Source organism: Actinokineospora baliensis, from assembly GCF_016907695.1.
Classification (GTDB): Bacteria; Actinomycetota; Actinomycetes; order Mycobacteriales; family Pseudonocardiaceae; genus Actinokineospora; species Actinokineospora baliensis.
Genome location: NZ_JAFBCK010000001.1, coordinates 874,943 through 900,798 on the forward strand (window position 1 = coordinate 874,943; position 25,856 = coordinate 900,798).

The following is a 25,856-nucleotide window of genomic DNA, read 5'->3' on the forward strand; positions in this document are numbered from 1 at the left end:
CAAGGGCAGGACCGCCGTCAGTCGGTGGCGGGCTTGGCAGCGGGCTTGCGAGCGGCGGGCTTGCGGGCGGGCGGGGTGCGGTCGGCGACCCGGCGGGACGCGCTGCGGGCCTCCTCGGCCACCTCGTCACCGGCGTCCAGCACGGCCTCGGCGACATCGGCGGCGACCGTCTCAGCGGCCTCGGCCGCCTTCTCGCCCGCCTCGCGGGTCTTGCCGGTCACCTTGGCCAGCACGTCCTCGGCCAGCGTGCGCGCGTCGCCCGCGGCAACACCGACCCGGGTCTGGGCGGCCTCGATGGCCTCTTCGAGCTTCTTGACCTGCGGCTGCGAGCGCAGCTTGCCGAGGGCGTCCTCGCCGTGCTCGGCAAGGCCCTGGTAGAGCCGCAGCGCCGCGGCGGTGTACTCCTCGACGAGCTTGCGCAGCTCAGCCGGGTCGAACTTGCCCAGCAGGTCGTTCGGGGTGGCCTCCGCGCGCGCCTTGGCCTTGTTGACCGCCTCGACCACAGCCTTCGCGGCGAGGTCGCCTGCGCCGAGCGCGGCCAGGAGCGGGGTGCGGGCCTGCTCGATCGCGGTGTTCACGGCGGCCACGGCCTGCCCACCCGCCTTGCGCACGTCGTCAGTCTTGGGCAGCGTCATCTTCACTCCTCGGTTGGGCTTCCACAGTGGACTTGGCGGCGCGGTCGGCGTTCTCCCCGCGGAAGGACTCGTAGACGTCCAACAACACTTGCTTCTGCCGCTCTGTCAGGTCACGGTCGGCGCGCACTGCGTCGGTGACCGGGCCCCCGGCCGGGAGGTCGAGGATCCCGGCCTGCACGTACAGCGCCTCGGCGGAGATCCGCAGCCCCTTGGCGATCTGCTGCAGGATCTCGGCACTGGGTTTGCGCAGGCCACGTTCGATCTGGCTGAGGTAGGGGTTGGAGACGCCCGCCAGCCTCGAGAGCTGGCGCAGCGAGATCTTGGCGGTGTTGCGCTGGTGCTTGATGTACTCGCCGATCCCCCGCCCGAGGTCGGCGACCCGATCGATCGCACTGGCCTCGTTGTCGTCCACCAGAACCTCCTCCTCGTGCCGCCTTCGACGGTACGCCGCGGCGCTAACTCCTGCAAGCGGACTGCTTGCGCAGGTCGGTGCGGTCGATCACAGTCCCGCGTACGGTGACCAGGCGACCGGGGACATACCCGATCGGTGCGCCGATCACTGCTGGAAGCTTGGGGGCATGACTGACCGGATTGGCCCGCCACTGACAGGTGGCGAGCGGGAGACCCTTCGGGCGTACCTCGACTTCCACCGCGCGACGTTGGCGATGAAGTGTGCGGGGGTGTCGGAGGAGGACATGCGCCGCAGGGCGTCTCCGCCGTCGGAGTTGACGTTGTTGGGGTTGGTGCGGCACATGGCTGAGGTGGAGCGGACCTGGTTCGCCAGGGTCATCAACCACGAGGATGTGCCGTTCGTGTGGTCCGAGAGCGGCAACTACCAGCAGGCGTTCGACCTGGAGGGCGCCACGGTCGCCGAGGCGTTGGCCGCGTGGCGGCGGGAGGTCGCGCGGTCGCGCGAGATCGAGGAAGCAGCGGAGTCGCTCGACGTGACCGGGTACTTCCCGCGGTGGGAGGCGGATGTGTCGCTCAGGCTCGTGATCCTGCACCTCATCCACGAGTACGCCAGGCACAACGGTCACGCGGACTTCTTGCGTGAAGCGATCGACGGCACTACTGGGGCTTGAGGTGGCCTAGTACCCACTCGGCCGCGGCCTTGGTCGTCTCCTCCACAGTGGCATCCGTGGTGTCCAGCAGCCGCATGGGCGGGTCGGTCACGGTTGTCTTCATCCACGTGTTGAACGCGAGCATGTCCGCGATGCGCTGCTCGTCATCCCATCCGCGCCAGGCGGGGCGCGCGCGCAGCCGACTGGCCAAGACGTCGTCGTCGGCCACTAGGGCGAGGTAGTGGATTTCCGAGAAGAGGGCGCGTTCGGGCCTATGTTCGAGCTGGGGCGGCGCCACGGTGCCGCACAGCACCGTCGGGCGTCCGTTCTGGTTGACCATGGCGGCCATCCGCAGCCAGGTTTGCCGGAATGCCCCGAAGTCGTCCTCGGGGTCGCGCAAGGCACCGATCCACAGGACGTCTTGCTCTAAGACGACGGCTTGACCGCCTAGGAGCGCACCGAGCCCACGGCACACGGTGGACTTACCTGTGCCGCTGGGGCCGGTCAGGGCGAACATCGGGAGCCGCGTGAACGGCTCCCGATGTCCGCAGAACCCGCAGACCAGGACGTCGCCGTCGACCCGAGGCGCGTCGGCCCACTCACCGCAGGCCGCGCAGATCATCGGGTTCAACGGCGATCAGTCGAAGAGGTCTTCGAGGAAGCTCTTACGCCGCTTCTTGTGCCCGTAGTGGCCGCCGTGACCACCGTGGTGGCCGTATCCGGGAGGCGAGTCCCGGTACCCGGGGGGCGAGTCCCGGTAGCCGTGCCCGTAGTTCTGGGGCGGGTACTGCGCGGGGGCGGGGTAAGCGGCAGGAGGCGGCGGGGCGCCCTGGTACGGGGGCGGTGGTGCCGCCGCCGTGTAGTGGCGCTGCTCAGCTGCGGCAATCTGCTCGAGCTCACCACGGTCGAGGAAGATGCCCCGACACCCATCGCACTGGTCGATGTGCACGCCGAGGCGGTCGACGGTGCGCATCACGTTTTGGCACTTCGGACAAATCACTACGTCAGACTACGCAGATACTGGTGCGCATGTCGGCATGGCCACGATCAACATCCTCCGATGCCGGGTTGTAGGCGCCGCGCACATAGCTGATCGAGAGCGGGCTACCTACCGTCATCAACCATGACTAGTGGTCCGGATCACATCGGCGACCTCGCCGGACGCACCGCGCTGGTGACCGGTGGCGCGAGCGGGATCGGCCGGGCGTGCGTGCTCGCGTTGGCGGCGGCGGGGGCGAAGGTGCACGTCGTCGATCGCGCGGGCCCGGCGGCCGAGGCGGTCGCCACCGAGGTGGGCGGGGTCGCGCACGTCGTCGACCTCGCCGACGCCACCTCGGTCGAGGAGTTGCCCACCGAGGTCGATGTCCTGATCAACAACGCCGGGTTGCAGCACGTGGCGCCTCTGCACGAGTTCCCACCTGAACGGTTCGACCTGATCCAGCGGGTGATGGTCAGTGCGCCGTTCCTACTGGTGCGACGGTTCCTGCCACATATGTACGCGGGTGGCTGGGGGCGAGTCGTCAACATCTCCAGCGTCCATGGCCTGCGGGCAAGCGCCTATAAGTCCGCGTACGTCACCGCGAAGCACGCACTGGAGGGCCTGTCGAAGGTCGTTGCGGTAGAAGGCGCCCCGCACGGGGTGACGAGCAACTGCGTCAGCCCTGGCTACGTGCGCACGCCCCTGGTGACCGGCCAGATAGAGGCCCAGTCCCGAGCGCATGGGGTCGGTGCTGACGAGGTCGTTGAGCAGGTGCTCTTGGACCGGTCGCCGATCAAGCGGCTGGTCGAACCGGAAGACGTCGCCGCCACCGTCGTGTGGCTGTGCGGCCCGCACACCGCCAATGTCACCGGCGCCTCGATCCCGGTCGACGGCGGCTGGACAGCCAACTGATCCGATAGGAAGGAATCACCATGTCCAAGTCGTTTGTGCGGATCGTCGGCGCGAGCCTGATCGGCACCACCATCGAGTGGTACGACTTCTTCCTCTACACGTCCGCAGCGGCTCTTGTCTTCAACAAGCTGTTCTTCCCCACCGCGGACCCCCTTACCGGCACGTTGCTGGCGTTCTTGACCTACGCCGTCGGCTTCATAGCCAGGCCGATCGGGGGGCTCATCTTCGGGCACTACGGCGACAAGATAGGTCGCAAACGTTTGCTCGTCTTTAGCCTGTTACTGATGGGCGGCTCGACCTTCGCGATGGGCCTACTGCCTACTTACGCCGCTATAGGCGTCGCCGCGCCGGTCCTGCTCACAGTGCTGCGCTTGGTCCAGGGGTTCGCCTTGGGCGGCGAGTGGGGTGGAGCGGTGCTGATCGTGTCCGAACACGGGTCCGCGGAGCGCCGTGGCTTCTGGGCGTCGTGGCCGCAGTGCGGCGCACCGGGCGGGAACCTGCTGGCCACGGGCGTGTTGGCGCTGCTGGCGACGGTGCAGTCAGACGCGGCGTTCCTGGCGTGGGGGTGGCGGGTGCCGTTCCTGCTGTCCGGGGTCCTGGTGCTCATCGGGTTGTGGATCCGGCTGACGGTGACCGAGTCGCCGGTGTTCCTCGACGCCCAGGCCAAGGCGGCCGAGCACGCCGAGCCGCACGTGCCGGTGGTGGAGGTCTTCCGCAACAGTTGGCAGCGGGTCCTGGTCACGATCGGCGCGCGCATGGCGGAGAACGTCTCCTACTACATCATCACCGCGTTCATCCTGGTCTACGTCACGACCGGGCTGGGCATGGCGAAGACGGTGGGGCTCAACGCGGTGATGATCGGTTCCGCCGTGCACTTCATCAGCATCCCGCTGTGGGGCGCGCTGTCGGACCGGATCGGACGGCGGCCGGTCTACCTGTTCGGCGCGGTGACCATGGCTGTGTGGGCGTTCATCTTCTTCGCGCTCCTCAACACCCGCTCGCCCGGCATCATCATCGTGGCGGCCATGGTGGGCCTAACGCTCCACGGCGCGATGTATGGCCCGCAAGCGGCCTTCTTCTCCGAGCAGTTCCCCACGCGGGTCCGCTACACGGGTCTATCTGTGGGCGGCCAACTGTCTTCGATCGCCGCTGGGGCGCTAGCGCCGCTCATCGCGACGGCGCTGTTCCAGCGGTACGGCAGCACTCTGCCGGTGTCGCTCTACCTGGTCGGGATGTGCACGATCACCGTCATCGCGGTGCTGGCCGCACGTGAGACCCGTGGCCGCTCGCTGGCCGAGCCAGAGCCCGCGGCGGCTCGCGTGGCGGCGTGACCCGGCGCGAGGCCGCCCGCGATCCGGGCGGCCTCGTGCCGTACACGCGGTTGGTGCGCATTGGTGCGACCATGTCGTCCGTGAGGGCCCACGACGCCGTGCGTGAACTGCTCGGACTGCTCGCCACCGGGGCGAGTGGCGAGCAGTTGGCCCAGGTCGCGGTGGCTGCCCGAGCAGCGGGGCTGGCGGCCGACGAGTTGCTCGCGGTCGACCAGGCCGCCGAGTACGCCCTCCAGGTACGGCAAACACTGGTAGCTCACCGTAGGCGCGAGGTGGAGCTAACTGCCCTGTTCGACACAGCCAGCGACCTGGCTCGCCTACGCGATACGGACGCGGTGCTGCGGTCGATCGTGCGGCGAACCAGGACACTGCTGCGGGTCAACGTCTCGTACCTGACGCTCAACGATGAGCAGTCCGGTCGGACTTACATGCGAGTGACAGACGGATCCGCGTCCGCCCTGTTCCAGCAGGTGACGCTAGGCATGGGTGAGGGGCTAGGCGGCCTTGTAGCGCAGACAGCGAGGCCTTACGCCACTCGCGACTACTTCGCCGATCCGCGCTTCCGTCACACAACGCCCATCGACTCGTCTGTGCACGACGAAGGCATTACGGCGATCCTGGGTGTTCCCCTGGCCGTGGGCGGCAAGGTCATCGGGGTCCTGTTCGCCGCCGACCGCTCCGCCAGGGACTTCTCGCCGGATGAGGTGGCGTTGGCATCCTCCTTGGCCGACCACGCCGCCATAGCGATCGACAACGCGCGGCTGCTCGACGAAACCCACTTGGCGTTGGACGAACTCAACACGGCCAACAGCACGATCAGCGCCCACAACGAGGCCATGCGGCGCGCAGAGGACGCCCACGACAAGCTCACCGACCTGATCCTGCGCGGGGGCGACCTCCCGGACATCGCGGCTGCCGTCGCCGAGGTCCTGCACGGCGACATCGCGGTGTTCGACGCGACCGGAGTGGAGCTCGCGCACGTTGGGGACACCCCGACGACCGTGGCCGATGCGGCCGTCACCGCCGCTCGGGCCTCCGGGCGAGCTGTGTCCACCGAGGACGGCTGGGTCTGCGCGGTGCAGGCCGGGCAGGAGCTCCTGGGCAGTCTTCTGCTCACCGGTAGGCCTGCCCTGGCGGACGCGGACCGCAGGCTGTTCGAACGCGCGGGCGTCGTCACAGCACTGCTGCTCATGTTGCGCCGATCGGTCGCACAAGCCGAGGACGAGGTTCGCGGCGAGCTGTTGACGGACTTGCTCACCGCACCGGACCGCAATCCCGCCGCGCTCGTAGCACGTGCCCACCGCCTAGGGGTGGACCTCGCCGACGCCTACGCGGTTCTTGTGGTCACAGCGGACCAGGTATCCCGGCGGCGCCTTCTCTCTGCAGCCAACCGGTTCGCGGTTCTGATCGGAGTACACGCCGATCAGGTAGTGCTTCTCGCTCGCACCGACGACCCGAGCGCTCTTGCAGCAAGAGTCGCTGAATCCCTCACATCCGCTATGGCCTCACCGGTAACCGTTGGCGCTTCCGGACCTGCCTGCGGCGTTGAGGGGCTCGTGGCCGCACACACCGAAGCAACGCGTTGTGTCCGGTCGTTGCTGGCGTTGGGCCGCACAGGCGAAGGCGCCACCATGCGCGATCTGGGGTTCGTCGGCGTCCTACTCGGAGATGCCGACTTGGAAGGCTACGTGCACAACACCATTGGCCCTGTCCTGGAGTACGACGACCGCAGGGGAACTGAGCTCCTACGCACCATAGAGGCGTACTTCACCGCGGGGGCCAACCTGACCCGGGCCAAGGAGAACCTCCACGTGCACGTGAACACCGTCGTCCAACGGCTGGAGCGGATCGGCTCCCTGCTCGGCGCGGACTGGCAGGCTCCTGAGCGGGCGTTGGAGATCCAGCTCGCGCTGCGGTTGTTCCGCCTCACCTCCCGCGGCGAGCCGTCATGACGCACGCCAGAGGCCGACCCCCAGTGACGGCCTCTGGCGCTGACTCACTCCGTGCGCAGCGAGTCCAAACGGGTCGCGGAACGCAGGAACGGGAGGGTGAGCAGCGAGACGATGAGGACCAGAGCCGCCGCCGCACCCGCCATGGTCGTCACGCCTGCCCAGTCCATGAACAGGGGGTTGTGCATGACCAGCATCATCTGCGCCGCCAGAAGCGAGCCGAGCGACACCGCGACCACAACGCCAATGGCGATCGGTATCGCGATCTGCCACAGCAGCGACCGGGCAAGGACAGCGGTCGGCACGCCACCCGCCGCTAGGACGGCCAAGGGCCGCTTGCGCTCCCGGATGTGCTCTACCGCCAGCACGAGCAAGCTGAGCCCCGCCAGCAGCAGCGTGAAGATCGCACCGATCAGCAGGCCGCGGCGGATCGTCAGGAAGGTCTCTTGCTGGCTGTTGTAGGTCCTGTTCTCGGATGTCGAAACGCTCACCTGCCACGACAACAGGCCTATAGCGTCCCGAAGCCGGTCACTCGCATCTGGCACGGATCCGTCGAGCTGGACGGTGTAGCTCGCGGCGGCCTTGACGGGGGGAAGCTGCGGAATGGCGCCAGGCGTCACCAAGAGCATGGCCGAGACGTACGCGTCCGGCCCATCTCGGTAGGGCATGGCGACGATGCCGCCCGGCACCACCCACTCACCCGAGGCCACCATCCCGCTGGACGAGTCGAATGAGGGGACGTAGAGGGTGGTCTTGGCCCCGGTGGGGAACCCAGACAGGTCGATGTTGTCCTCGCGGTAGACCTTGCCGTCGACGCAGTCGGGAACCTTGCGCATCGTGGTGGCGAGCTCGCAGCTCATCACCTCGGCGATCATCGTGCGCTCACCGATGCGCATCTCCACGCTGCGGGTGAGACTCCACGCCGCCACAGCGGGCAGGGAGTCCAGCACGCGCTCGGTCTCGGCCATCGCGGGTTGCAGGGCGTAGACGTTGGCCCGCGCGGTGCTGGTCGCGTCCAGGTAGGTCAGTTCGAGGTCGTCGGCCTGGGAGGCGAAGGTCGCCTGCATGGCGATGGCACCGGCGAGCACCACCGCGACGCCGCTGACCACGCGCGACGACGTGCCGCTGTCGAGCTGCAGCCTGCGGACCGCCATCTGCCACGACGTCGGACCGCCGCGCAACCGGCTGACCGACCGCTCGACCAGCCACGGCAGCAGGGCGGGCACACCGAGCAGCACCAGCGCCACCCCGACCGCGATGCTGATCGCCCAGAAGCTGGTGTCGGGCGGACCGGTCGTCGCGTCCTGGTTGACCCGCCAGCCGAGGACCAACACCCCCGACACGACCACGGCCAGGCGCCACAGCACGCGCCTGCTGGTCGGCTTGCTGTGCCGGACCACCCCCAGCGGCTCGATGATCGTCCGGCGCAGCGCGAACTGCGCGGCGAACACCGCGAGCACGGGCGCGGCGAGCACCACGAGCGCGGCCATCCACCACACCGGGACGATGTCCTCGGGGTACACGCTCGCGCCGAACAGGGTGACCTGCGCCGCCAACTGCCGCCCGACCAAGAACAGGCCCGCGCCGAGCACCAGCCCGGACACCGAGCTGACCAGCGCCTCGGCTGCCGCGATCCGGCGGATCTGCCGGTTGTCGCTGCCGACCAGCCGCAGCGCCGAGAGCCTGCGGTCGCGCTCGACACCGGCGATGCGGGTGCTGGACACGAGGAAGATGAAGACCGGGATCAGCACCGCGATGGTGCCCAGCAGCAGCAACAGCAGCGCGTCTGGCTCCAGCGGCCTGCCGTCCCGCGGCGGGAAGCCGAACTTGTAGACCGAGTACACCCGCAGCGCCTGCGAGTCCCGCAGGTCGGCGCTGCCCAGGTAGGCGGTGAGTTGCTGCGGATCGCGCACGGTGTCGGGGGAGATCGTGCCGACGGTCCGCTGGGGGAAGCGCTCGCCGAGCGCGGACCCGGCCATCACCTCCGCCAAAGCCCCGGACACGAACATCTCGCCCGGCCCGGGCAACCGGGGGATCCCCGCGGGCACGGGCGAGTTGGGGCCCGTACCCCGCAGGTAGACCAGCTCGATCCGGCGCCCTTCGGACACCGACGACAGGCTCACCTGCAACGTCGGCGCGACACCGGCGATCGGGGCCATGTCCGGCGCGGTCGCCAGCTCGCGCGCCGCCCGCGCGTCCAGGATCGGCCCGACGGAGGCGGCCAGCAGCAGCACCGCCACCGCGAGACCGACCCCGATCGTGCTGAGCACGAACCGCGCCAGCGACGTCCGCCCACCCGAGACGGCCAACCGCACGCCGACCCCGAAGTCGTTCAACCAGGCCCTCACCGCAGACCGCCTCTCCCCTCAACACCTGCGCGGACCTAGTGGGCTAACGCGACCTGTCGGGTCTTGCCGTCGCGGACGACCACCTCGCGGTCGGAGTAGGCCGCGACCCTGGGTTCGTGGGTGACCAGCACGATCGACGCCCCGGTGTCGCGGGCGGTGTCCACCAGCAGCCGCATCACCTGCTCGCCGTTGAACGAGTCCAGCGCGCCGGTCGGCTCGTCCGCGAAGATCACCTTCGGGCCGGTGACCAGTGCCCTGGCGACCGCGACCCGCTGGCTCTGCCCGCCGGACACCTCACCGGGGCGCTTGTCGCGCAGGTTCCCGACCTCGATCCGGTCCATCCACTCGCTGGCCTTCGCCTCGGCCTCCTTGCGGCGCATGCCCCCGAGCCGCAACGGCAGCGCCACATTCTCCAGGCAGGACAGCTCGGGGACGAGCTGGCCGAACTGGAAGACGAAGCCGAACTCGGTGCGCCGCAGGGCACTGCGCTCCTTGTCGGTCAGCTGCCCGAGTTCCCGACCGCGGAAGGCGACCACGCCCGAGTCCGGCACCACGATCCCGGCCAGGCAGTGCAGCAGGGTCGACTTGCCCGACCCGGACGGGCCGAGGATGGCGACGATCTCGTTGTCGTGCACCAGCATCGACGCGCCGTCGAGGGCGGCGGTGGGGCCGAAGGCCTTGACCAGGTTCGTACCGCTGAGCAGGACCTCGCTCACCCGGCCACCTGCTTGGCCAGGTCGGCCAGGCGCGCCGCGGTCAGTTCGAGCCAGCGCAGGTCGGCCTCCAGGTGGAACAGCGCGTGATCGCAGATCAGCTGGTCGGTGAGGTCACCGGCGCGCTTGCGGGCGGTCAGCTCGCGCATCGAGGTCAGGTGCGCCGACCGCTGCGCGTCGAGCACCTCCTCGGCGTCGCGGTTGGACATCAGCGCTAAGACGACCTTGGTGTAGAGCGCGCTCTGCAGGTAGATCTGCGGGTTCTCCGGGGTCACGAGCCACTCCGAGACATCGGTGACCCCGGCGTCGGTGATCGCGTAGCGCTTGCGCTCGGGTCCCCCACCTGCTTCAACACCGCGCTCCTCCACGAGTCCGTTGCGGAGCAACCGGGACAGCGTCGAGTAGACCTGGCCGTAGGCGAGCGGCCGGTCGTGCCCGAACCGCTCGTCGTAGACCCGCTTGAGGTCGTACCCGTGCCGAGGTCCGGTCTCCAGCAGGCCGAGCAGCGCGTGTCCGATTGACATGGCGGACACTGTACCCCACATGTATACACGCGGGGAATAGCGCGATGATCAGCGAGAACGCGGCGGATCAGCAGGCGCAGAGGCAGAACGGGTGCCCGGCGGGGTCGGCGTAGACCCAGAACGAGGTGCTCGAGGAGTCCAGCAGCCGGGCACCGAGCGCGACGGCCCGCTCGTGCCCGGCGGCGAGGTCGCTCACCTCCAGGTCCAGGTGCAGCATCTGCTGCCGCTCGGGGTTCGGCCAGGTCGGCGGCTCGTAGCCGTCGATGCGCTGGAAGTCGATCCGGCCGTCCTCGCCCCGGATGGTGGACCAGGCGTTGTCCGGGTCGGGCTTGGCGTCCTTCGGCCAGTCCAGCAGTTCGGCGTAGAAGCCGGAGAGCGCGAGCGGGTCGGGGCAGTCGAGCACGACGGTGGACAGGCGCGGAACAGCGGTAGTCATGGATCCTCCCGGGGTGGACGTAACCAGCTAAGCGAGTATGAGAGTTAGCGTCCGCGGGAGCAACCAGTATTCGGCCTACAGTGGTGTCGTGAGTAGCGCTGAGGACAGCGGCGATGTGGGACTGGTCCTCGACTTCCTGAACACCGTCGACTTCGAGCGGCACACCGACGTGCTCGCCGATCCCGCGGCCTGGCGGGCCTGGCTGGTCGACCACGCCCTGGCCGATGACGCGGCGGCCCTGGTGAGCAGGGACGGTCTGCGCGCGGCGATCGGCGGCCACCCGGCCGCACCCCCACCGCCGGTCGCGGTCCGGGTCGAACTGGTCGACCGGACACCGACCCTGGTCGCGACCACCGTCACCGGCGCCGTGCTGGCCGCGGCCACCCGGCTCGCCGTGCTCGGCGAGTGGCACCGGATCAAGATCTGCCCGGCCGACGACTGCCGGTGGGCGTTCTTCGACCGCTCCCGCAACCGGTCCCGCACCTGGTGCTCGATGCGGGTGTGCGGCAACCGGGAGAAGGCCAGGGCTTGGCGCGAGCGGGCCAAGCTCGGCTGACCCCGGCGACCGGCTAGCCGATCAGCTGGGCGACCGCGTAGATCAGCAGACCGGCCAGCGCACCGACGACGGTGCCGTTGATCCGGATGAACTGCAGGTCGCGACCGACCTGCAGTTCGACCTTGCGCGCCGTCTCGTCGGCGTCCCAGCGCTGCACGGTGTCGGTGATCAGGGTGGTGATCTCGTCGCGGTAGTTGAGCACGATGTACGCGGCCGCGCCCTCCAGCCAGCCGTCGGCCTTGGTGCGCAGGCCGTCGTCGTCGGCCAGCCTGGTCCCGAGCGTGATCAGGCCCGCGCGGACCCGGGTGCGCAGTTCGCTCGACGGGTCCTCGGCGGCGTCGAGCAGCATCTTCTTGGCGGTGGACCAGGTGGAGCCGATGAGGTTCTGCACCTGGGGGTGCTCGAGCACCTGCTGCTTGACGGTTTCCGCCCTGGCCATCGCCTTGGGGTCGTGCTGCAGGTCGGCGGCGAACTCGCCGAGGAAGGTGTCCAGGGCGACCCGCATCGGGTGGTTGACGTCGGTCTTCACCGCCCAGGCGAAGTTCAGCACCTCGCCGTAGACCTTGTCGGCCACCAGCGAGTCGAAGAACTTCGGCGACCAGGACGGCGCCCGGTCCGACACCACGGTCATGACCTGGTCGTGGTTGCCCTTGACCCACTCGTAGGCGCGGTCGCACATCAGGTCGACCAGCTTGTGGTGCGATCCGTCGGCGAACACCCGCTCGAGCAGCGTGCCCAGCGGCGGCCCCCACGGCACCCCCACGATGCGGGACACGACGGCCTGCTCGACCACGGCCTGCACGTCGTCGTCGCGCAGCACCGTGACCGCCCCGCGCATCACCGTGGCCAGCTCCGAGGTCACCCGCTCGGCGTTGGCGGGCTTGGCCAGCCACTGCCCGAACCGGGCGGCGACCCCGACCCGGCGCAACCGCTCCCGCACGACCTGCTCGGACAGGAAGTTCGTGCCGACGAACTCACCGAGGCTGTCGCCGAGCGCGTCCTTGCGGGTCGGGATGATCGCCGTGTGCGGGATCGGCAACCCGAGCGGCCTGCGGAACAGCGCCGTGACGGCGAACCAGTCGGCCAGCGCACCGACCATCCCCGCCTCGGCGGCCGCCTTCAGGTACCCCACCCAGCCAGGTGCGCCAGCCGCCTGCCAGAGCGTCGCGACCAGGAAGATGACCGTCGCCGCGCCGAGGAAGGCCAGGGCCACGAGTTTCATCCGACGCAGCGCGAGCCGCTTCTCGACCTCGCCGGGGACCGGTGCCAGTTGCTCCACGCCCCCATTCTCCGTGAGGATTGGCTACCGTGCCCCGAACCAGCCTCGTGCCCCGCCTGCAGCCGTTCACCTCGACGATCTTCGCGGAGATGACCGCGTTGGCCGTGCGCGCGGGCGCGGTCAACCTCGGCCAGGGCTTCCCCGACACGGACGGCCCCGCGGGCATGCTCACAGCGGCCCAGGACGCCATCGCCTCCGGTGTCAACCAGTACCCGCCCGGCCCCGGTCGCCCGGAGCTGCGCGCGGCCATCGCCGAGCAGCGGGCCCGCTACGGCACCCAGTTCGACCCGGAGACCGAGATCCTGGTCACCGTCGGCGCCACCGAGGCCATCGCCGCCGCCTTGCTCGCCCTGGTCGACGCGGGCGACGAGGTGGTGCTGTTCGAGCCCTACTACGACTCGTACGCCGCCTCGGTCGCCCTCGCGGGCGGACAGCGCCGGGTCGTCTCACTGGTCGAGGAACCGTCCGGCCGGTTCGGCCTCGACGTGGACGCCCTGCGCGCCGCCGTCACCCCGCGGACCAAGGTGATCCTGGTCAACACCCCGCACAACCCGACCGGCACCGTGCTCACCCGGGCCGAGCTGACCGCGATCGCCGAGGTCTGCCAGGAGCACGACCTGCTGGCGATCACCGACGAGGTCTACGAGGACCTGATCTTCGACGGCCGCGAGCACGTCCCACTCGGGTCGCTGCCCGGGATGGCCGAGCGGACCCTGACGATCTCCAGCGCGGGCAAGAGCTTCAACTGCACCGGCTGGAAGATCGGGTGGGTGTGCGGCCCCGCCGAGGTGGTGGCGGCGGTGCGCGCGGCCAAGCAGTTCCTCACGTTCGTCGGTGGCGCGCCGTTCCAGCCCGCCGTGGCGCACGCCCTGCGGTCCGAATCGGCCTGGGTGGCCGACCTGCGGGCCGGGCTGGCGGACAAGCGGACCCGACTGTCGGCCGGGCTGGCCGAGGCCGGGTTCGGCGTCCGCACCGCCGAGGGCACCTACTTCGTGTGCGCCGATGTCCGCCCGCTGGGCTTCACCGACGGCCTGGAGTTCTGCCGAGCGCTGCCGGACAAGATCGGCGTCGCCGCCGTCCCCGTTCAGGTCTTCACCGACAACCCGGACCGCTGGCGCCACATCGTCCGGTTCGCCTTCTGCAAGCGCGACGAGGTACTCGACGAGGCCATCTCCCGATTGCACCGCCTTCGCTGAATGCGCATCACCTTCCTTTCTGCCGCTGTGTCCAGGAAGCCACAGCGGCAACCGGGCTGTCATCACTCGAAATGGTGATTGCCGGTTATCCACAACGGCCAAATTAATCCACAGGCTGAGAACCAGGAGCATTTCACACCTTCGAGGGGCAGCGGGAGCGGCGACCCGAGGGGTCCCGTCTGAAGCGGCATCGAGTCCACTTCAGAAGGGAGAGCAGCGTGAACGCACCGTCCACTCCAGACCTGCTGCACGCCGCGCTCGACGGGGACCAGACCGCGTGGCGGGCTCTGGTTACCCGCTACGCCCCGCTCGTATGGCAAGTGGCGCGGGCACATCGACTCACCCTCGCCGACGCGGCGGACGTCAGCCAGCACACCTGGATCACCCTCGCCGAGAAGGCTGGGTCCATCCGCGCCCCGGAGCGCTTGGCCGCCTGGCTGACCACTACCGCACGGCGCGAATGCCTAAGAGTGATCAGCGCACGCCCGCGTGAAATCTCGACAGACCGAATCGACTGGATAGTTACACGCGAAGACCACGGCCCAGAGGCATCCGTTCTGCGATCCGATCGAGATGACCTCTTGTGGCGCGCCTTCGAACAACTCACCCAGCGCTGCCGTCAACTGCTGGGCCTAATGGCGTTCGCGCCGGAGCTTAGTTACGCACAATTGGCTAGGGCGGCTGGTGTGGCCAACGCCAGCGTGAGCACTACTCGATCCCGGTGCCTAGATGTCATGCGTCGCAAGCTGGCCATCTTGGGCCTACCGGAGGGGGCGACGGGATGACCCCCGACGACGAACTGCTCACTGAGCTGCGCGCGGTGCTGGACCGCCTAGACCCGATGCCTGGCCGAGTTCGGGACGCGGCTATAGCCGCTGGCGCGCTCCTAGGCATCAACTGGGCGGAGCTGGACCTCATCGCGGCACCGTGCGTCCCCGTCCGCGGCGTGCGCGAGGCGTGGCGGGGCGATGGCCTAGTGGTCGAGCTAAGCAACCGGATCACCGGGCTCGTGACCCGCGACATGGGCATCACCCACGTCGAACTGCACTCCAGGGATGGCGCGGCGATCTTGCGCCTAGACGCGTTCGGGACGTTCTCCGCGGACCTGCCCGACGGCCGAGTCCGGCTTGTGTTGCACCGCAGCAACGCCGTACCGCTCGTATCGCCATGGCTGCGTTGACGTGGAAAGCCCTACAGGCATCTGCCGTAGCGCTGCACGAAACAGGTAAGACCCGCCAGGCAAGGGCTGTAGCCGAAGCCGCCCTAGCGGCGACCTCCTCCGAAGATGAGCGCACAGAGTCGCAGCTGGCCCTAGCCTGGATCTACCACCAGCTAGGGAGCAGCGAGTCGAGCGCGCGAGTCATCGAGCAAGTTCGCGATCCACGCGCAGACTGCCTAAGAGGACTCCTCTTGTGCCAAGACGGTCGCCACGCTGCGGCACTACCTGCTCTTGAAGCGTCCTCGATCAACTCGTCCCTAGAGCCACGATGGAGAGCCAACGCACTTGTTGGCCTTGGTGTCTCTGCGGCCTACCTGCAAAGGTTCACCCAGGCGAACCAGGCGCTCGAAGATGCCTACGCGCTCTACATCGGACTAGGCGAGCTTGAACGCGCTGCGACCTGCAGGCACAACCAGGGCTTCGTCGCGGCAGAAGCCGGAGACCTTCCGAAGGCGTTGGCGCTGTACGAATCAGCAGACATAGACCCCGCCAAGCGGCCAGAAGTGCTTGTCGACCGTGCAAGGGCCCTGATGGGTAGCGGCCTACTGCAGGAAGCCGAGGTAGCCCTGTCGCGAGCAGGCAGGCTGCTGGGAGCAGCGGGACGCGGACCTGCCTACAACGACGCCATGCTCACCTACAGCTGGTGTTGCCTACGCGCGGGTAGGCCAGCCGCTGCTCGAACCGCTGCCGAGTCGGTCGATACACGCGAGGGGCGGGCTCTAGCCGCCTACGCGCGCATGGCGGCAGGCGAGCAAGTCGACATCAGCCGAATCGTCGCCGATTGCGATCCGATCATGGCGGCCCGGTTGCGGTTGGCAGCCAATCAACCCGCACTGGTCGCCGGTGGGTGTTCCTCTCCAGTCCCTGCTCTCCGAGCCCTTGGCTGGCTGGCGCGAGCACAGTTGGCCACTACGGGCGCTGCTGCGCTCACTGCCTGCCGAAACGGCCTACGCGCCGACCCACGCTCGATCGAACTCGCGGCTGCAGGGCTGGCAGCTGCTACTCGCCCGCAGGCAGTCTTCACCTGGGTAGAGCGAGAACGCGCAGCTCTCGACGGACTTGAGAAGGTTCTTACCCCAGCTGAGATCGTCAACGCTCTTAGCGACAAGACCCTGCTGAACTTCTACAACCACAACGGATCAACGTCTGCAGTTTCCGTTGTCGATGGCCGGTTCCGGACACACACCCTCGGCCGGGTAGACCCCTCGGCTGTCCGAGCTGCGCTGACTCTCCTCGCCACTACCGGTCAAGGCGAAGATGCCGCCAATCGCGCTCTTAGCGAGTTGGACGAACAGATCTTCTCGACAGTCGACATACCTAGGCGACCGCTGGTGATCCTGACGAGGGAACTGCACCAGATCCCGTGGGGCGCGCTCCCGACGCTGCGCGGGTTGCCAGTCGTGACCGCCCCATCAGCTCATCACTGGCTACGAGCCGCAGGGCCTATCCCACCTGGCCACCTCTGGGTTGCAGGGCCACGGCTAAAGCACGCCGAATCCGAAGCTAGGCAGTTACACGAGGAGCACGGGGGCACGTTGCTCGTAGGTACTGATGCGACCGTAGACGCTGTGCTCGCCGCTATGGGCGACGTAGGCACTGCGCACATCGCCGCGCATTGTGCGCACCGCCCGGGCGCGCCTCTCTTCTCGTCGCTAGAACTGGCAGACGGACACCTATACGGCCACCACGTGGCGCGGGTCCCGCGACTACCCGCGCGGGTAGTGCTGTCCGCGTGTGAATCCGCCCTTGACCTGCCGAGGGTGTTCCTCGACCACGGCAGTCGCTCGGTCATAGCCAGCACGCTGCCCGTGGTGGACGCCAGTGCATCCGAACTAGTGGGCCGCTTGCACCGACGTCTAGCCGAAGGCGCTGATGCCGGGGTCGCGCTGGCTGGGCAGGCCACCCTCGGGTTTGTCGTGGTCGGCCGCTGAGCGGGCCAGCACGGCGGCCACCTGTGGGGCGGCGAACGAGGTCCCGCTCCACCGTGCGGCCCCGTAGACGCGTTGGCCACCGACCAGCCGCACATGTGCACTCACGACGTCGACACCGGGGGCGGTGTGGTCTACCCACTCACCGCGGTTGGAGAACGGCGCCAAGGTGCCATCTGGTCCTGATGCGGCCACCGCGGTCACAGCAGGCAAGGCAGCGGGCCAGAACGGCCGCGTAGTGCCGGTGTTGCCCGCGGCCGCGACCACCGTCGGCCAGAAGGCCAACTCGTCGGCGAGAACCGGCGGGCAGCGGTTGTCGGTCGTATGGCACCCCGCGCTGATCAGGAGGACGTCGATGCGCTCACCACGAGCGGCAGCCAGGTATCGCGCTCTACGTAGCGTTGACGCAACAGCCCGGTCATCTGCCAGCCCTTGCGCCGACAGAACCGGGTACTGGCGGATCGTCACACCCGGTGCATGTCGCAGGAGGACGCCCGCGACGAAGGTTCCGTGGCCCGCCTGCGGGTCAGCGGCGCCATCACCGTCACCGTCCAAGACCTCTAGGCCCCAGTCACCGAACCAAGGCCGGTCGACGAACCACGGGTGTGGATCGATGCCGGTGTCGAGGACGAGCACTGTCGCCTGTTTCGCCCACGTCTCCCGTGGGGGTTCCGGCGGTAGGTCGGCCGCGACGGGCTCTGCCCCGGTGCCATGCAGCACGGGCGCGCCCGTCAGGACCGTGTGGACATGGTTGACCGAGATCGGTACGCGATCCGCCATGTCAGCGGCGACCTGGACGCAGTCAACACCCGCGCGTAGGCGCACCACCGCGTGCTCGGCGGGGTCGACCGATTCGATCCAGCGGTCCAGAGCGCGCACGGTCTTCGGCAGCGCGGCGCGCGGCACGACCAGTTGTCCCGGGCGCAGCAGGCACTCGCCCGGCCCATCGGGATCGTGCAAGACCAAATCACGTTCGTGTTCGGCCAGTCGGGACAGTGCCGTCGCGGAGGCCGCGCTGCGGTCGGTGTGCACAACGGACACCGTGACGTCGCAACCACGCACTCGCTCGGAAGAGGCGGCACATTCACCCGGTCCGGTGGATTCCACGGTGGGTGATCAAGGCGATGGTGGGTTCCGCGCACCCGGCGCCCCGCACCGTCTTTCCGGGTGGAACACACGCGGTTAGGGTGCAGAAGGATGGCCCGGTGCTGGATAGTGACCTGGTCACACCGGTCTGTGGCGGATCGAAGAGGGAACCGGGATGGCGGTGATGCGCGTGGCACGGTCAGTCGTCGGGTCGCGACTGCTGTTCCGGCTCGCGGTCACCGGTGGGTTGGTGGTGGTCGCGTGGGTGATGGCGCTGCTCTTCGCGAGCACCGCGTCCGCGGACACCGGGATGGGCTTGCACGCGCCGCCGAACAACGGCGAGTCCGCCTACTCGGGGACCGTCGCCAGCACCAACCACGCCACGGGTCGCCCTAGCGCGCAGACCGCACAGACCGCCGTCTCCGGTGCCGTCACGAACGCTCCGTCAGAGACGACCGGCGGGACCGTGGTGAACAAGGTCCCCCCACCGCCACCCATCGTGGTCACGGTGCCCGCCGCTCCAGTCAGTGCCCCCACCCCCGTAGCCGCAGCAGCCCCTGCCGAGCCGCAGGCCGTGCCCGCGCGCAAGAGCGTCAAGGCGCACAAGCACACCTCTAAGGCTCATCGGGTCGCTACTACGAGCCACAGACCCAGCGCGGTGCCGCCGCCTCAGGCGGCGCCGCCCGCCAAGCCCAAGCCCTCGGCTGACGGGCCCCAGGCCGAGTCTGACAAGACACCACTGCTCCCCATGCCCCCCGCTCCGGTCTGCCCTGCGGCACCGGGCTCAGCAGCGGCACCGACCTGCGACAACAGCGGTCATGCCCGGGGCCAGCTCGGCGATCTCGGCGACCGCGCGCGGGTAGTGCCGCCGTACGCGACAGGCGTAACGTCGAGCAACGCGATGCAGCCACCGGGCGACGTCACCGGTCTGCTCAGCTCCTCGCCCGACTGACCCGGGCCGATCCAACAGGACCGGTCTGCCCACGACCGGTCGCTCCCCGCGGCACCACCCGCGCGGAGCCTTCTCCGAGCCATCCCCCTACCCGATCTGCCGACCGCGCCCGGTCAGATCGGGACCTGGCCCCGGCGCCGCGATGCCCCCGCGGCGCCGGGGCTCCCCCCTCGGCCACCCCTGGTGGTCGGCACAACGCGGGGCTGTGCCGACCACCGGGGTCCTGCCGAGGTCGAAGCGCACTGGTTGGCGAAAGGTCCAAACAACTACGCCATCCAGCGCACTGGTTTTGTACCGCTTCGGCCGCGCCAGGGCCAGCTAGGCGACCGGGATTAGACCGTCGGAACCGAGCGTTCCAGGCGATCCGGTGACGCCTGCGGCCACTGCGGCCAGCCTGCGCACCGCCTCGACCAGCGAGTGAGCCGGTAGGGTGTACGGTAGTCGCAGCCTGCGCTCCAAGCCACCGTGGACGCTGAACCGCGAGGCCGGGGCGACCCGGACCCCCACCGATTGCGCAGCCACAGCGACACGCGTGCCTATAGGGGCGGGCAGCTCACACCAGAGGCTCAGGCCGCCGCGCGGCACGACGAACGACCAGTCCGGGCAGTGCTCGGCAAGGGCGTTGACCAACACAGCCCGGTTCGCGGCCATCTCCGCCCGACGCTCTCGCAATAGGGGCTCCGGATCCGCGTAGAGGTGAGCCAGGACCAGCTGCTCGAAGACCGGTGACCCCAGGTCGAAGGCCCGCCTAGAGGACGCCAGCCTGCCGATCACCTCTTCGGATGCCCGGATCCACCCCAGCCGCAACCCACCCCAGTGCGACTTGCTCGCCGAACCGACGGTGATGACCAGGTCCTGCTCGAAACTGGCCATCGGAGGCGGCCCGTCGAGCGGATCCCCGTCCAGGTCCAACTCGACGAGGGTTTCGTCGACCACGGCAGGCGTGCGAGCACGGCGCAAGATCGCGGCCAGTTGCTCCCGCCCCTCGGCGTCCAACCGCCGACCGGTGGGGTTCTGGAAGTCGACGATCAAGTAGGCCAGACGTGGAGCGGCCTGGCGTAGGACGACCTCAACGCCCTCTAGGTCCCACCCCGCCTCAGGCATGGGTACGGGGACTGGCATCGCATAGCCGGAACGGATGGCCTCTAGCGCGTTGTTGTAGGTGGGCTGCTCTACAAGGACCCGATCACCTGGGCTCGTCATGGCGCGTAGGACCAACGCAAGGGCGTGATGGGCGCCGTTGGTGACCAGGATCTGGTCGGGGGTGGTCGGCAGCCCCCTAGCGGTGAAACGGTCGGCCAAACGTTCGCGCAAGGTGTCGATGCCATAGCCGAGGTAGCCGTGTTGGGACAGCTCGACCGCGAAGGCGCCGCGCACCGCGTCTACTGCCAACCCGATGCCAGGTAGGGCGCCGGGGGCGGCAGTGGCGAGATCCAGCGGTTGGAGGCGTTCAGGGAAGGGCGCGTTGGCAGTCGCTGCGGGCAGGGTTGTCCGTGAGCCAGAACCGCGCCTGCTGACGATGAGCCCCTCCTCGCGGAGTTGGTCCCACGCAGAGGCGACCAGAGTCCGGCTGACGCCCAAGGCGGCGGCCAGCTCGCGTTCTGCGGGCAGAGCCGTGCCGGGTGCGAGCTGGCCGTCGAACAGCAGCAGGCGGATCCCGGCGGCCAATCCGGTGGATCCCGATCTGTTGCCTTGGTCACGCCACTCACCCAGCATGCGAACCAATCGTGCAGCTGAGACCCGTCCTCCAGGGGGAAGCATGGGCCAATTATCGCAGATTGGCCCTCGATATGGAGCCAATCTTGAGCAACCATGAGCCCATGGCCCCCACCAACGTGTCTCCCGTCCCGCTGCGGATCAGCCCGGGAAGGCGGCTGCCCCAACTGTTCGCGGGCCTCGCGCTCTACGGCATCAGCACCGGCATGCAGATCGAGGCCGCGCTCGGCCTCGCGCCGTGGGACGTGCTGCACGAGGCACTGCACAAGATCACCGGGTTGAGCTTCGGCACCGTCACCGCGATGACAAGTGTCGTGGTGCTGCTGTGCTGGATCCCGATCAAGCAGCGACCGGGCGTTGGCACCATCGCGAACGTCCTACTCGTGTCGACCTCGATCGACCTCACGCTGTGGGTGATGCCGACGCCTGACGACATGGTCACGCGCGTAGTGCTCATGGTCTTGGCAGTAGCGCTCAACGGTCTTGCCACCGCGGCGTACATCGGCGTGCGACTCGGCCCAGGGCCGCGCGATGGTCTTATGACGGGGGTCTCGGCTCGGTCCGGCTACGCGATCCGCTGGGTGCGCACCGGGATCGAGGTGGTGGTTCTTGCATCGGGGTGGCTGCTTGGCGGAACCGTAGGGATCGGCACCCTGCTCTACGCGCTCGCGATCGGGCCATTGGCGCAAGCCTTCCTCCCTATCGTGACCTGGCGTCCGCAGGCCGAGGCCAAAATCGGACACTAGGGTCGGTGGCATGACCACTGCCCCGACGCTGCCCCGCTGGAGCTTGGCCGTCCCCCCGTCTGCTCTGCTCATCCTCCTCGTGTCTTACGGCCGCGACCTCGGCGCGGTTCTTATCGTGCTCGTGTGCATAGGCCTCGCGGCGGCGGTCACCGCCGCCGTGCACCACGCCGAGGTGGTGGCGCACCGCGTCGGGGAACCGTTCGGCACGCTCATCCTGGCCGTCGCGGTGACGGTGATCGAGGTCGCGCTGATCGTGACCCTGATGATCTCCGGCGGGGAGAAGGCAGCGGCCCTGGCCAGGGACACCGTGTTCGCGGCGATCATGATCACCACGAACGGCATCGTCGGGCTGGCGCTGCTGGTCGGCTCGCTGCGACACCGGGTGCAGGAGTTCCGCGCACACGCCTCTGGGGGCGCACTCGCGGTGCTCACAGCGATGGTGACGCTGAGCCTTGTACTGCCAACGTTCACGTTGAGCACGGCTGGGCCTACGTACTCCGGCTCACAGTTGGCGTTCGCGGGTGTCGCATCGCTGGTGCTATACGGGGTGTTCGTGTTCGTCCAGACCGTTCGGCACAGGGACTACTTCCTCCCTAAGACGAGCGTTTCCGAGGACGACCACGCCGAAGCGCCTACGAGCCGGACTGCGCTCTCTAGCCTCGTGCTGCTCTTGGCGTGCCTTGTAGCTGTGGTCGGTTTGGCTAAGACGGTTTCTCCGACGCTAGAGAAGGCAGTTGAGTCCGCAGGGGCACCTGTGTCATTTGTCGGCGTTGTTATCGCCCTGCTGGTACTGCTACCGGAAACTGTTGCCGCCGTCCGCGCCTCTTTGCGGAACCGACTTCAGGTAAGCCTCAACCTGGCTTTGGGGTCGGCCTTGGCGAGCATCGGCCTTACGATCCCGGCGATCGCCCTAGCGTCGATCTGGCTGGCCGGCCCGCTGACGCTTGGCTTGGGCCCCAAGGAGTTGGTGCTTCTGGTGCTCACACTGTTCGTGAGCATGTTGACCCTGGTGACCGGGCGGGCGACCCTGCTCCAGGGAACGGTGCACCTGACCCTGTTCAGCGCTTTCCTGTTCCTCGCGGTAACACCGTAATGGGGGAATCCGGAGAAAGTGGTGGCCGAATCCGGGAAAAGTGTGGAAACTCGGTGATGACCACCGATGAGGACATCGACGCGCACCCCGCCGCGGGGGCACCAGCGCGATCGGGTCAGGTGGTAGCGAGGTAGCTGCTGACCTTGTCGTGGGTGACCCCCAGCGAGGTCAACGCTTCCGCGGCGACACCGCCCACCTTGAGCAAGGCGAGGAGGAGGTGTTCGTCGCCGATGGACTTGTCGCCGCGGGCCAGGGCTTCGCGGAGGCTGAGTTCCAGGACGCGCTTGGCGTCACGGGAGAACGGGACCCGCCAGCGGGGGCCGGTCGAGCGTGGTCGCCGGGTCGCACCGGAGAGCGCACCCGCACCGTGGGTCTGCTCGACGGCGGCGACGACAGCGTCGACGTCGATGCCGAACTCGCCGAGTGCGGCCGCGTCGGCCTCGGACAGACCGCCCCGCCTGCGAATGGCGGCGACGGCCGTCCTGGCCGAGGCGGTGGTGACGGCGTGCTGGGCGAGGACGGCGGTGCCGCGCGTGCCGTCCTGCTTGAGGAGTCCGAAGAGCAGGTGCTCGGGTTCGATCAGGGCCACCTCGTCCTGTTCAGCGATGTGGACCCCGTCCCGGACGACGAGACGGGCCGACTTCGTGAAGCGCTCGAACATCTAGTTCCTCCCGTACTTCTTGTGCACGGCCTGCTTGCTCACACCGAGTTCGGCCGCGATCTCCTGCCATGACCACCCATTGAGCCGCGCGCTGCGCACCTGCACCGCTTCCAACTGCTCCAGCAGCTTCCGCAGTGCGGCAACGGCCCGGAGCCCCACTCGGGGATCCCGGTCACCCGCCGCGCTGGCCAACTGTGTTGCTTCTGCCATGCCGTCAACTTACGTTGACGACCGGCGGCTGTCAACCCAAGTTGACGATCCTCGTGGCCTAGACCAGTGCGCACGCAGTGGGCGGCATGATCGAGGTTCTGGGAGCATCGGGGCATGCCGAAGATCGCGGTGGCGGAAGCGGCTGGGGTGGGCTTGGGCGGCGAGGAACGGCCGAGCGAGGACGTTGTCCTCGTCGTGCCCGAGGCCGTGCTCCTGCTGGACGGGGCCACGTCCATGCGGGATGACCTGCCCAGCGGGGGTCACTACGCGGGTGAGCTGGCCGCCCAGTTGGCGGCGCGGCTGACAGCGGCGCCGGAGCTGGACCTGGCGGACCTGCTCGCCGGGGCCATCCGCTCGGTGGCGCGGGGCAACGGGTACACGCCGGGGGACAGTCCGAGTAGCACTGTGGCGATAGTGCGGTGGGACGCGGACGTCGTCGAGGCGTTGGTGTTGGCCGACAGTCCGATCGTGGCCTTCGTGCCAGAACCGGACGTCGTGGAAGACCGGCGGTTGCGCCATGTGCCGCGGGGCAGTTACCGGGATCGATTACGGGGAGGAGGTGGGTATTCAGCGGATCACGTGGCAGCGGTGCGGGCATCGGCGCGCAAGACCTCCGCGCTGCGCAACCAGGAGGGCGGGTACTGGGTGGCGGAAGCCGTCCCGGCCGCGGCACGCCAGGCGATCCGCCGGTCGTGGCCACGGGAAGCCGTCCGATCCGTCGTGATGGCCAGCGACGGGGTGTCGTGCGGGGTGGACGACTACGGCCTGTTCGGGTGGCCGGAGGTGCTCGACCTGATCAACGAAGCCGGGCCGATGTCGGTGCTGGACGCGGTGCGGGACGCGGAACTGGGAGACCCCCAGGGGACCCGCTGGCCCCGCCCCAAACTCCACGACGACCAAGCCCTGGTCGCGATCACCTTCTAGGGCCTGGCCGCAGCTTCCGGGTCGGGAAAAGCCGAACCGCCGAGGGGGGAGGTCTCGGCGGTTCGGGGGATCCGGGTGATCAGGGGGCTGGGGTGAGAGGCTTGCCCAGGCCGATCCACTCGAAGCCTGCGCGGCGGGCCACGGCCGGGTCGAGGAGGTTGCGGGTGTCCACGACGATCGGGCTGCGGACGCTTTCAGCCAGGCGTTGCCAGTCGAGGGAGCGGAACTCGGGCCACTCGGTGAGGACGATGACCGCTTCGGCGTCCTTGGCGGCCTGGTACGGGTCGTCGGAGACGGTGACGTGGGACAGGTCGGGGTGCTGGCTGTCGGGGCGCAGGGCCGGGTCGTAGCCGACCAGGTCGGCGCCCGCCTGGCGCAGCAGGGCGGCCACGGCCAGGGCCGGGGAGTCGCGGAGGTCGTCGGTCCCGGCCTTGAAGGTCAGGCCGAACAGGGCCAGGCGGCGGCGGGAGAGCGAGCCGTTGCGCTTGCCGGTGACGGCGAGGCGGACCTTCTCCACCATGCGCTGGCGCTGGCGGGTGTTGGTGTCGATGGTGGCGCGGATCAGCCGGAACTCGAAGTCGGCCGCGTCCGCCAGCTGCAGCATCGCCGAGGTGTCCTTCGGCAGGCAGGAACCGCCCCAGCCGGGGCCGGGCTGCAGGAACGCCTGGCCGATGCGCTTGTCGTAGCCCATGCCCTCGGTGACGTCCGAGATGTTCGCGCCGAGGCGGTCGCACAGCTCGGCGACGGCGTTGACGTAGGACAGCTTCATCGCCAGGAAGCAGTTGGCGGCGTACTTCACCAACTCGGCGCTGGGGGCGTCGGTCAGCACCGTCGGGGCGCCGAGCTTGGCGTACAGGGCGGCCACGCGCTCGGCCGCGTCCTGCTGGCGGCCGCCGACCACGATGCGGTCCGGGTTGAGGAAGTCGAACACGGCGCTGCCCTCGCGGAGGAACTCCGGGTTGGACACCACCGCGACGTCCTCGCGGTCGAGCAGCTCCTCGGTGCGGTCCGCGGTGCCGACCGGCACGGTGGACTTGTTGACCACCACGCAGCCCGGGGGCAGCAGGGCGCGGACCTCCTCGACCACCGACTCGACGATGCTCAGGTCGGCCACGCCGCCGACGCCCATCGGGGTCGGGACGCAGAGGAACATGACCTCCGGCTCGTGCCGCACGGCCGAGGCCGCGCCGAGCACGAAGGTGAGCCGACCGGCGGCGATGCCCTCGGCGACCAGGTCGGCAAGACCCGGCTCCAGGATGTCGACCTCGCCGCGGCCGAGCCGGGCGACCTTGTCGGCGTCCACGTCGGCGCAGATCACGTCGTGGCCGAGGGAGGCCAGGCAGGCCCCGGTGGTCAGCCCCACATACCCGGTGCCGATCACGGCGATCCGTCGTACGAACAT

Annotated in this window: 27 protein-coding genes; 13 read left to right on the forward strand and 14 right to left on the reverse strand. The window is 68.9% G+C overall.

What is annotated here, in order from left to right; translation table 11 throughout:
- Positions 1-17 precede the first annotated feature (17 nt).
- Both JOD54_RS03850 and JOD54_RS03855 read right to left on the reverse strand, forming a co-directional pair.
- Positions 18-635 carry a hypothetical protein gene (locus JOD54_RS03850; protein ID WP_204449201.1) on the reverse strand — a complete coding sequence of 206 codons (618 nt, stop codon included), beginning with the start codon at positions 633-635 and terminating at the stop codon, positions 18-20.
- Entirely contained in the window at positions 616-1,047 is a 432-nt protein-coding gene (locus JOD54_RS03855; protein ID WP_372440256.1) for a helix-turn-helix domain-containing protein, read from the reverse strand. Before JOD54_RS03855 ends, JOD54_RS03850 begins: the two co-directional genes overlap by 20 nt.
- Before the next feature lie 166 nt (positions 1,048-1,213).
- On the opposite strand from JOD54_RS03855, the gene JOD54_RS03860 reads away from it, so the two are divergent.
- Positions 1,214-1,717, forward strand: coding sequence for a DinB family protein (locus JOD54_RS03860; RefSeq protein WP_204449202.1), 504 nt, complete (start codon positions 1,214-1,216; stop codon positions 1,715-1,717).
- Here JOD54_RS03860 and JOD54_RS03865 read toward each other — a convergent pair.
- Positions 1,704-2,318: a P-loop nucleotide/nucleoside kinase family protein gene (locus tag JOD54_RS03865; RefSeq protein ID WP_204456070.1), complete on the reverse strand. Its 615-nt coding sequence runs from the start codon at positions 2,316-2,318 to the stop codon at positions 1,704-1,706. The two genes, JOD54_RS03860 and JOD54_RS03865, sit on opposite strands and share 14 nt — an antisense overlap.
- A 15-nt stretch (positions 2,319-2,333) precedes the next feature.
- On the reverse strand, positions 2,334-2,696 hold the full coding sequence (locus tag JOD54_RS03870) for a TFIIB-type zinc ribbon-containing protein (protein ID WP_204449203.1): 363 nt from the start codon (positions 2,694-2,696) through the stop codon (positions 2,334-2,336).
- 123 nt (positions 2,697-2,819) lie between these two features.
- Here JOD54_RS03870 and JOD54_RS03875 point away from each other — a divergent pair, with 123 nt between their 5' ends.
- The 3 genes from JOD54_RS03875 (at position 2,820) to JOD54_RS03885 (ending at position 6,870) form a co-directional block, all read left to right on the forward strand.
- Positions 2,820-3,587, forward strand: a complete 768-nt coding sequence (locus JOD54_RS03875) for a 3-hydroxybutyrate dehydrogenase (RefSeq protein WP_204449204.1) — start codon at positions 2,820-2,822, stop codon at positions 3,585-3,587.
- A 20-nt stretch (positions 3,588-3,607) separates the two neighbouring features.
- On the forward strand, positions 3,608-4,918 hold the full coding sequence (locus JOD54_RS03880) for an MFS transporter (RefSeq protein WP_204449205.1): 1,311 nt from the start codon (positions 3,608-3,610) through the stop codon (positions 4,916-4,918).
- A gap of 71 nt (positions 4,919-4,989) precedes the next feature.
- Entirely contained in the window at positions 4,990-6,870 is a 1,881-nt protein-coding gene (locus JOD54_RS03885; RefSeq protein ID WP_204449206.1) for a helix-turn-helix domain-containing protein, read from the forward strand.
- Between the two features lie 44 nt (positions 6,871-6,914).
- On the opposite strand, the gene JOD54_RS03890 is transcribed toward JOD54_RS03885, so the two are convergent.
- The 4 genes from JOD54_RS03890 to JOD54_RS03905 form a co-directional block, all read right to left on the reverse strand.
- Complete coding sequence (locus JOD54_RS03890; protein WP_204449207.1) at positions 6,915-9,215, reverse strand: FtsX-like permease family protein; 2,301 nt, start codon at positions 9,213-9,215, stop codon at positions 6,915-6,917.
- 35 nt (positions 9,216-9,250) lie between these two features.
- On the reverse strand, positions 9,251-9,931 hold the full coding sequence (locus JOD54_RS03895) for an ABC transporter ATP-binding protein (RefSeq protein ID WP_307859825.1): 681 nt from the start codon (positions 9,929-9,931) through the stop codon (positions 9,251-9,253).
- Positions 9,928-10,452, reverse strand: coding sequence for a PadR family transcriptional regulator (locus JOD54_RS03900; RefSeq protein ID WP_204449208.1), 525 nt, complete (start codon positions 10,450-10,452; stop codon positions 9,928-9,930). Before JOD54_RS03900 ends, JOD54_RS03895 begins: the two co-directional genes overlap by 4 nt.
- Before the next feature lie 67 nt (positions 10,453-10,519).
- Positions 10,520-10,888 carry a VOC family protein gene (locus JOD54_RS03905; RefSeq protein WP_204449209.1) on the reverse strand — a complete coding sequence of 123 codons (369 nt, stop codon included), beginning with the start codon at positions 10,886-10,888 and terminating at the stop codon, positions 10,520-10,522.
- Positions 10,889-10,976: 88 nt separating this feature from the next.
- On the opposite strand from JOD54_RS03905, the gene JOD54_RS03910 reads away from it, so the two are divergent.
- Complete coding sequence (locus JOD54_RS03910) at positions 10,977-11,444, forward strand: CGNR zinc finger domain-containing protein (RefSeq protein ID WP_307859826.1); 468 nt, start codon at positions 10,977-10,979, stop codon at positions 11,442-11,444.
- 13 nt (positions 11,445-11,457) lie between these two features.
- Here the strand turns inward: JOD54_RS03910 and JOD54_RS03915 are convergent, their stop codons facing one another.
- The gene (locus JOD54_RS03915; RefSeq protein WP_204456072.1) at positions 11,458-12,666 is read right to left on the reverse strand and encodes a DUF445 domain-containing protein; all 1,209 of its coding nucleotides are present in this window, start codon (positions 12,664-12,666) and stop codon (positions 11,458-11,460) included.
- Between the two features lie 86 nt (positions 12,667-12,752).
- On the opposite strand from JOD54_RS03915, the gene JOD54_RS03920 reads away from it, so the two are divergent.
- The 4 genes from JOD54_RS03920 to JOD54_RS35920 all read left to right on the forward strand — a co-directional run bounded on the left by JOD54_RS03920 (position 12,753) and on the right by JOD54_RS35920 (position 17,069).
- Positions 12,753-13,919: a pyridoxal phosphate-dependent aminotransferase gene (locus JOD54_RS03920; protein WP_204449211.1), complete on the forward strand. Its 1,167-nt coding sequence runs from the start codon at positions 12,753-12,755 to the stop codon at positions 13,917-13,919.
- 218 nt (positions 13,920-14,137) lie between these two features.
- A complete protein-coding gene (locus tag JOD54_RS03925; protein ID WP_204449212.1) occupies positions 14,138-14,704 on the forward strand; it encodes an RNA polymerase sigma factor in 567 nt (188 codons plus the stop codon).
- Positions 14,701-15,099 (forward strand): hypothetical protein, encoded by a 399-nt coding sequence (locus tag JOD54_RS03930; RefSeq protein WP_204449213.1) that lies wholly within the window; start codon positions 14,701-14,703, stop codon positions 15,097-15,099. The genes JOD54_RS03925 and JOD54_RS03930 overlap by 4 nt, the downstream gene beginning before the upstream one ends.
- A gap of 833 nt (positions 15,100-15,932) precedes the next feature.
- Positions 15,933-17,069, forward strand: a complete 1,137-nt coding sequence (locus JOD54_RS35920) for a CHAT domain-containing protein (protein WP_372440386.1) — start codon at positions 15,933-15,935, stop codon at positions 17,067-17,069.
- Here the strand turns inward: JOD54_RS35920 and JOD54_RS03940 are convergent.
- Entirely contained in the window at positions 16,995-18,107 is a 1,113-nt protein-coding gene (locus JOD54_RS03940; RefSeq protein WP_307859827.1) for a S8 family peptidase, read from the reverse strand. The two genes, JOD54_RS35920 and JOD54_RS03940, sit on opposite strands and share 75 nt — an antisense overlap.
- 235 nt (positions 18,108-18,342) lie before the next feature.
- Between JOD54_RS03940 and JOD54_RS03945 the strand changes: the two genes are divergently transcribed.
- A complete protein-coding gene (locus JOD54_RS03945; RefSeq protein WP_204449216.1) occupies positions 18,343-19,104 on the forward strand; it encodes a hypothetical protein in 762 nt (253 codons plus the stop codon).
- 318 nt (positions 19,105-19,422) lie between these two features.
- Here JOD54_RS03945 and yczR read toward each other — a convergent pair whose 3' ends face one another.
- Positions 19,423-20,865: a MocR-like transcription factor YczR gene (gene yczR / locus JOD54_RS03950; protein WP_204449217.1), complete on the reverse strand. Its 1,443-nt coding sequence runs from the start codon at positions 20,863-20,865 to the stop codon at positions 19,423-19,425.
- 59 nt (positions 20,866-20,924) lie between these two features.
- Here yczR and yczE point away from each other — a divergent pair, with 59 nt between their 5' ends.
- Positions 20,925-21,566, forward strand: coding sequence for a membrane protein YczE (gene yczE, locus JOD54_RS03955; RefSeq protein ID WP_204456073.1), 642 nt, complete (start codon positions 20,925-20,927; stop codon positions 21,564-21,566).
- Positions 21,567-21,576: 10 nt separating this feature from the next.
- Positions 21,577-22,659: a calcium:cation antiporter gene (locus JOD54_RS03960; RefSeq protein ID WP_204449218.1), complete on the forward strand. Its 1,083-nt coding sequence runs from the start codon at positions 21,577-21,579 to the stop codon at positions 22,657-22,659.
- A 115-nt stretch (positions 22,660-22,774) separates the two neighbouring features.
- Here the strand turns inward: JOD54_RS03960 and JOD54_RS03965 are convergent, their stop codons facing one another.
- A complete protein-coding gene (locus JOD54_RS03965) occupies positions 22,775-23,320 on the reverse strand; it encodes a Clp protease N-terminal domain-containing protein (RefSeq protein ID WP_204449219.1) in 546 nt (181 codons plus the stop codon).
- Positions 23,321-23,530: a sigma factor-like helix-turn-helix DNA-binding protein gene (locus tag JOD54_RS03970; protein ID WP_092781370.1), complete on the reverse strand. Its 210-nt coding sequence runs from the start codon at positions 23,528-23,530 to the stop codon at positions 23,321-23,323. It abuts the gene before it with no gap.
- Between the two features lie 114 nt (positions 23,531-23,644).
- Here JOD54_RS03970 and JOD54_RS03975 point away from each other — a divergent pair, with 114 nt between their 5' ends.
- Positions 23,645-24,454, forward strand: coding sequence for a hypothetical protein (locus tag JOD54_RS03975; protein WP_204449220.1), 810 nt, complete (start codon positions 23,645-23,647; stop codon positions 24,452-24,454).
- Between the two features lie 79 nt (positions 24,455-24,533).
- Here the strand turns inward: JOD54_RS03975 and JOD54_RS03980 are convergent, their stop codons facing one another.
- Positions 24,534-25,856 carry a UDP-glucose dehydrogenase family protein gene (locus JOD54_RS03980; protein ID WP_204449221.1) on the reverse strand — a complete coding sequence of 441 codons (1,323 nt, stop codon included), beginning with the start codon at positions 25,854-25,856 and terminating at the stop codon, positions 24,534-24,536.

Excerpts from the sequence above, each read along its gene's own strand:
- JOD54_RS03930 (WP_204449213.1), top strand. The coding sequence starts at position 14,701 with ATGACCCCCGACGACGAACTGCTCACTGAGCTGCGCGCGGTGCTGGAC.
- JOD54_RS03970 (WP_092781370.1), bottom strand. The coding sequence starts at position 23,530 with ATGGCAGAAGCAACACAGTTGGCCAGCGCGGCGGGTGACCGGGATCCC.
- JOD54_RS35920 (WP_372440386.1), top strand. The coding sequence starts at position 15,933 with ATGGCGGCCCGGTTGCGGTTGGCAGCCAATCAACCCGCACTGGTCGCC.
- JOD54_RS03865 (WP_204456070.1), bottom strand. The coding sequence starts at position 2,318 with ATGATCTGCGCGGCCTGCGGTGAGTGGGCCGACGCGCCTCGGGTCGAC.
- JOD54_RS03980 (WP_204449221.1), bottom strand. The coding sequence starts at position 25,856 with ATGTTCGTACGACGGATCGCCGTGATCGGCACCGGGTATGTGGGGCTG.
- JOD54_RS03975 (WP_204449220.1), top strand. The coding sequence starts at position 23,645 with ATGCCGAAGATCGCGGTGGCGGAAGCGGCTGGGGTGGGCTTGGGCGGC.
- JOD54_RS03885 (WP_204449206.1), top strand. The coding sequence starts at position 4,990 with ATGTCGTCCGTGAGGGCCCACGACGCCGTGCGTGAACTGCTCGGACTG.
- JOD54_RS03915 (WP_204456072.1), bottom strand. The coding sequence starts at position 12,666 with ATGAAACTCGTGGCCCTGGCCTTCCTCGGCGCGGCGACGGTCATCTTC.
- yczE (WP_204456073.1), top strand. The coding sequence starts at position 20,925 with ATGGCCCCCACCAACGTGTCTCCCGTCCCGCTGCGGATCAGCCCGGGA.
- JOD54_RS03905 (WP_204449209.1), bottom strand. The coding sequence starts at position 10,888 with ATGACTACCGCTGTTCCGCGCCTGTCCACCGTCGTGCTCGACTGCCCC.
- JOD54_RS03860 (WP_204449202.1), top strand. The coding sequence starts at position 1,214 with ATGACTGACCGGATTGGCCCGCCACTGACAGGTGGCGAGCGGGAGACC.
- JOD54_RS03960 (WP_204449218.1), top strand. The coding sequence starts at position 21,577 with ATGACCACTGCCCCGACGCTGCCCCGCTGGAGCTTGGCCGTCCCCCCG.
- JOD54_RS03965 (WP_204449219.1), bottom strand. The coding sequence starts at position 23,320 with ATGTTCGAGCGCTTCACGAAGTCGGCCCGTCTCGTCGTCCGGGACGGG.
- yczR (WP_204449217.1), bottom strand. The coding sequence starts at position 20,865 with ATGCTTCCCCCTGGAGGACGGGTCTCAGCTGCACGATTGGTTCGCATG.
- JOD54_RS03850 (WP_204449201.1), bottom strand. The coding sequence starts at position 635 with ATGACGCTGCCCAAGACTGACGACGTGCGCAAGGCGGGTGGGCAGGCC.
- JOD54_RS03875 (WP_204449204.1), top strand. The coding sequence starts at position 2,820 with ATGACTAGTGGTCCGGATCACATCGGCGACCTCGCCGGACGCACCGCG.
- JOD54_RS03900 (WP_204449208.1), bottom strand. The coding sequence starts at position 10,452 with ATGTCAATCGGACACGCGCTGCTCGGCCTGCTGGAGACCGGACCTCGG.
- JOD54_RS03880 (WP_204449205.1), top strand. The coding sequence starts at position 3,608 with ATGTCCAAGTCGTTTGTGCGGATCGTCGGCGCGAGCCTGATCGGCACC.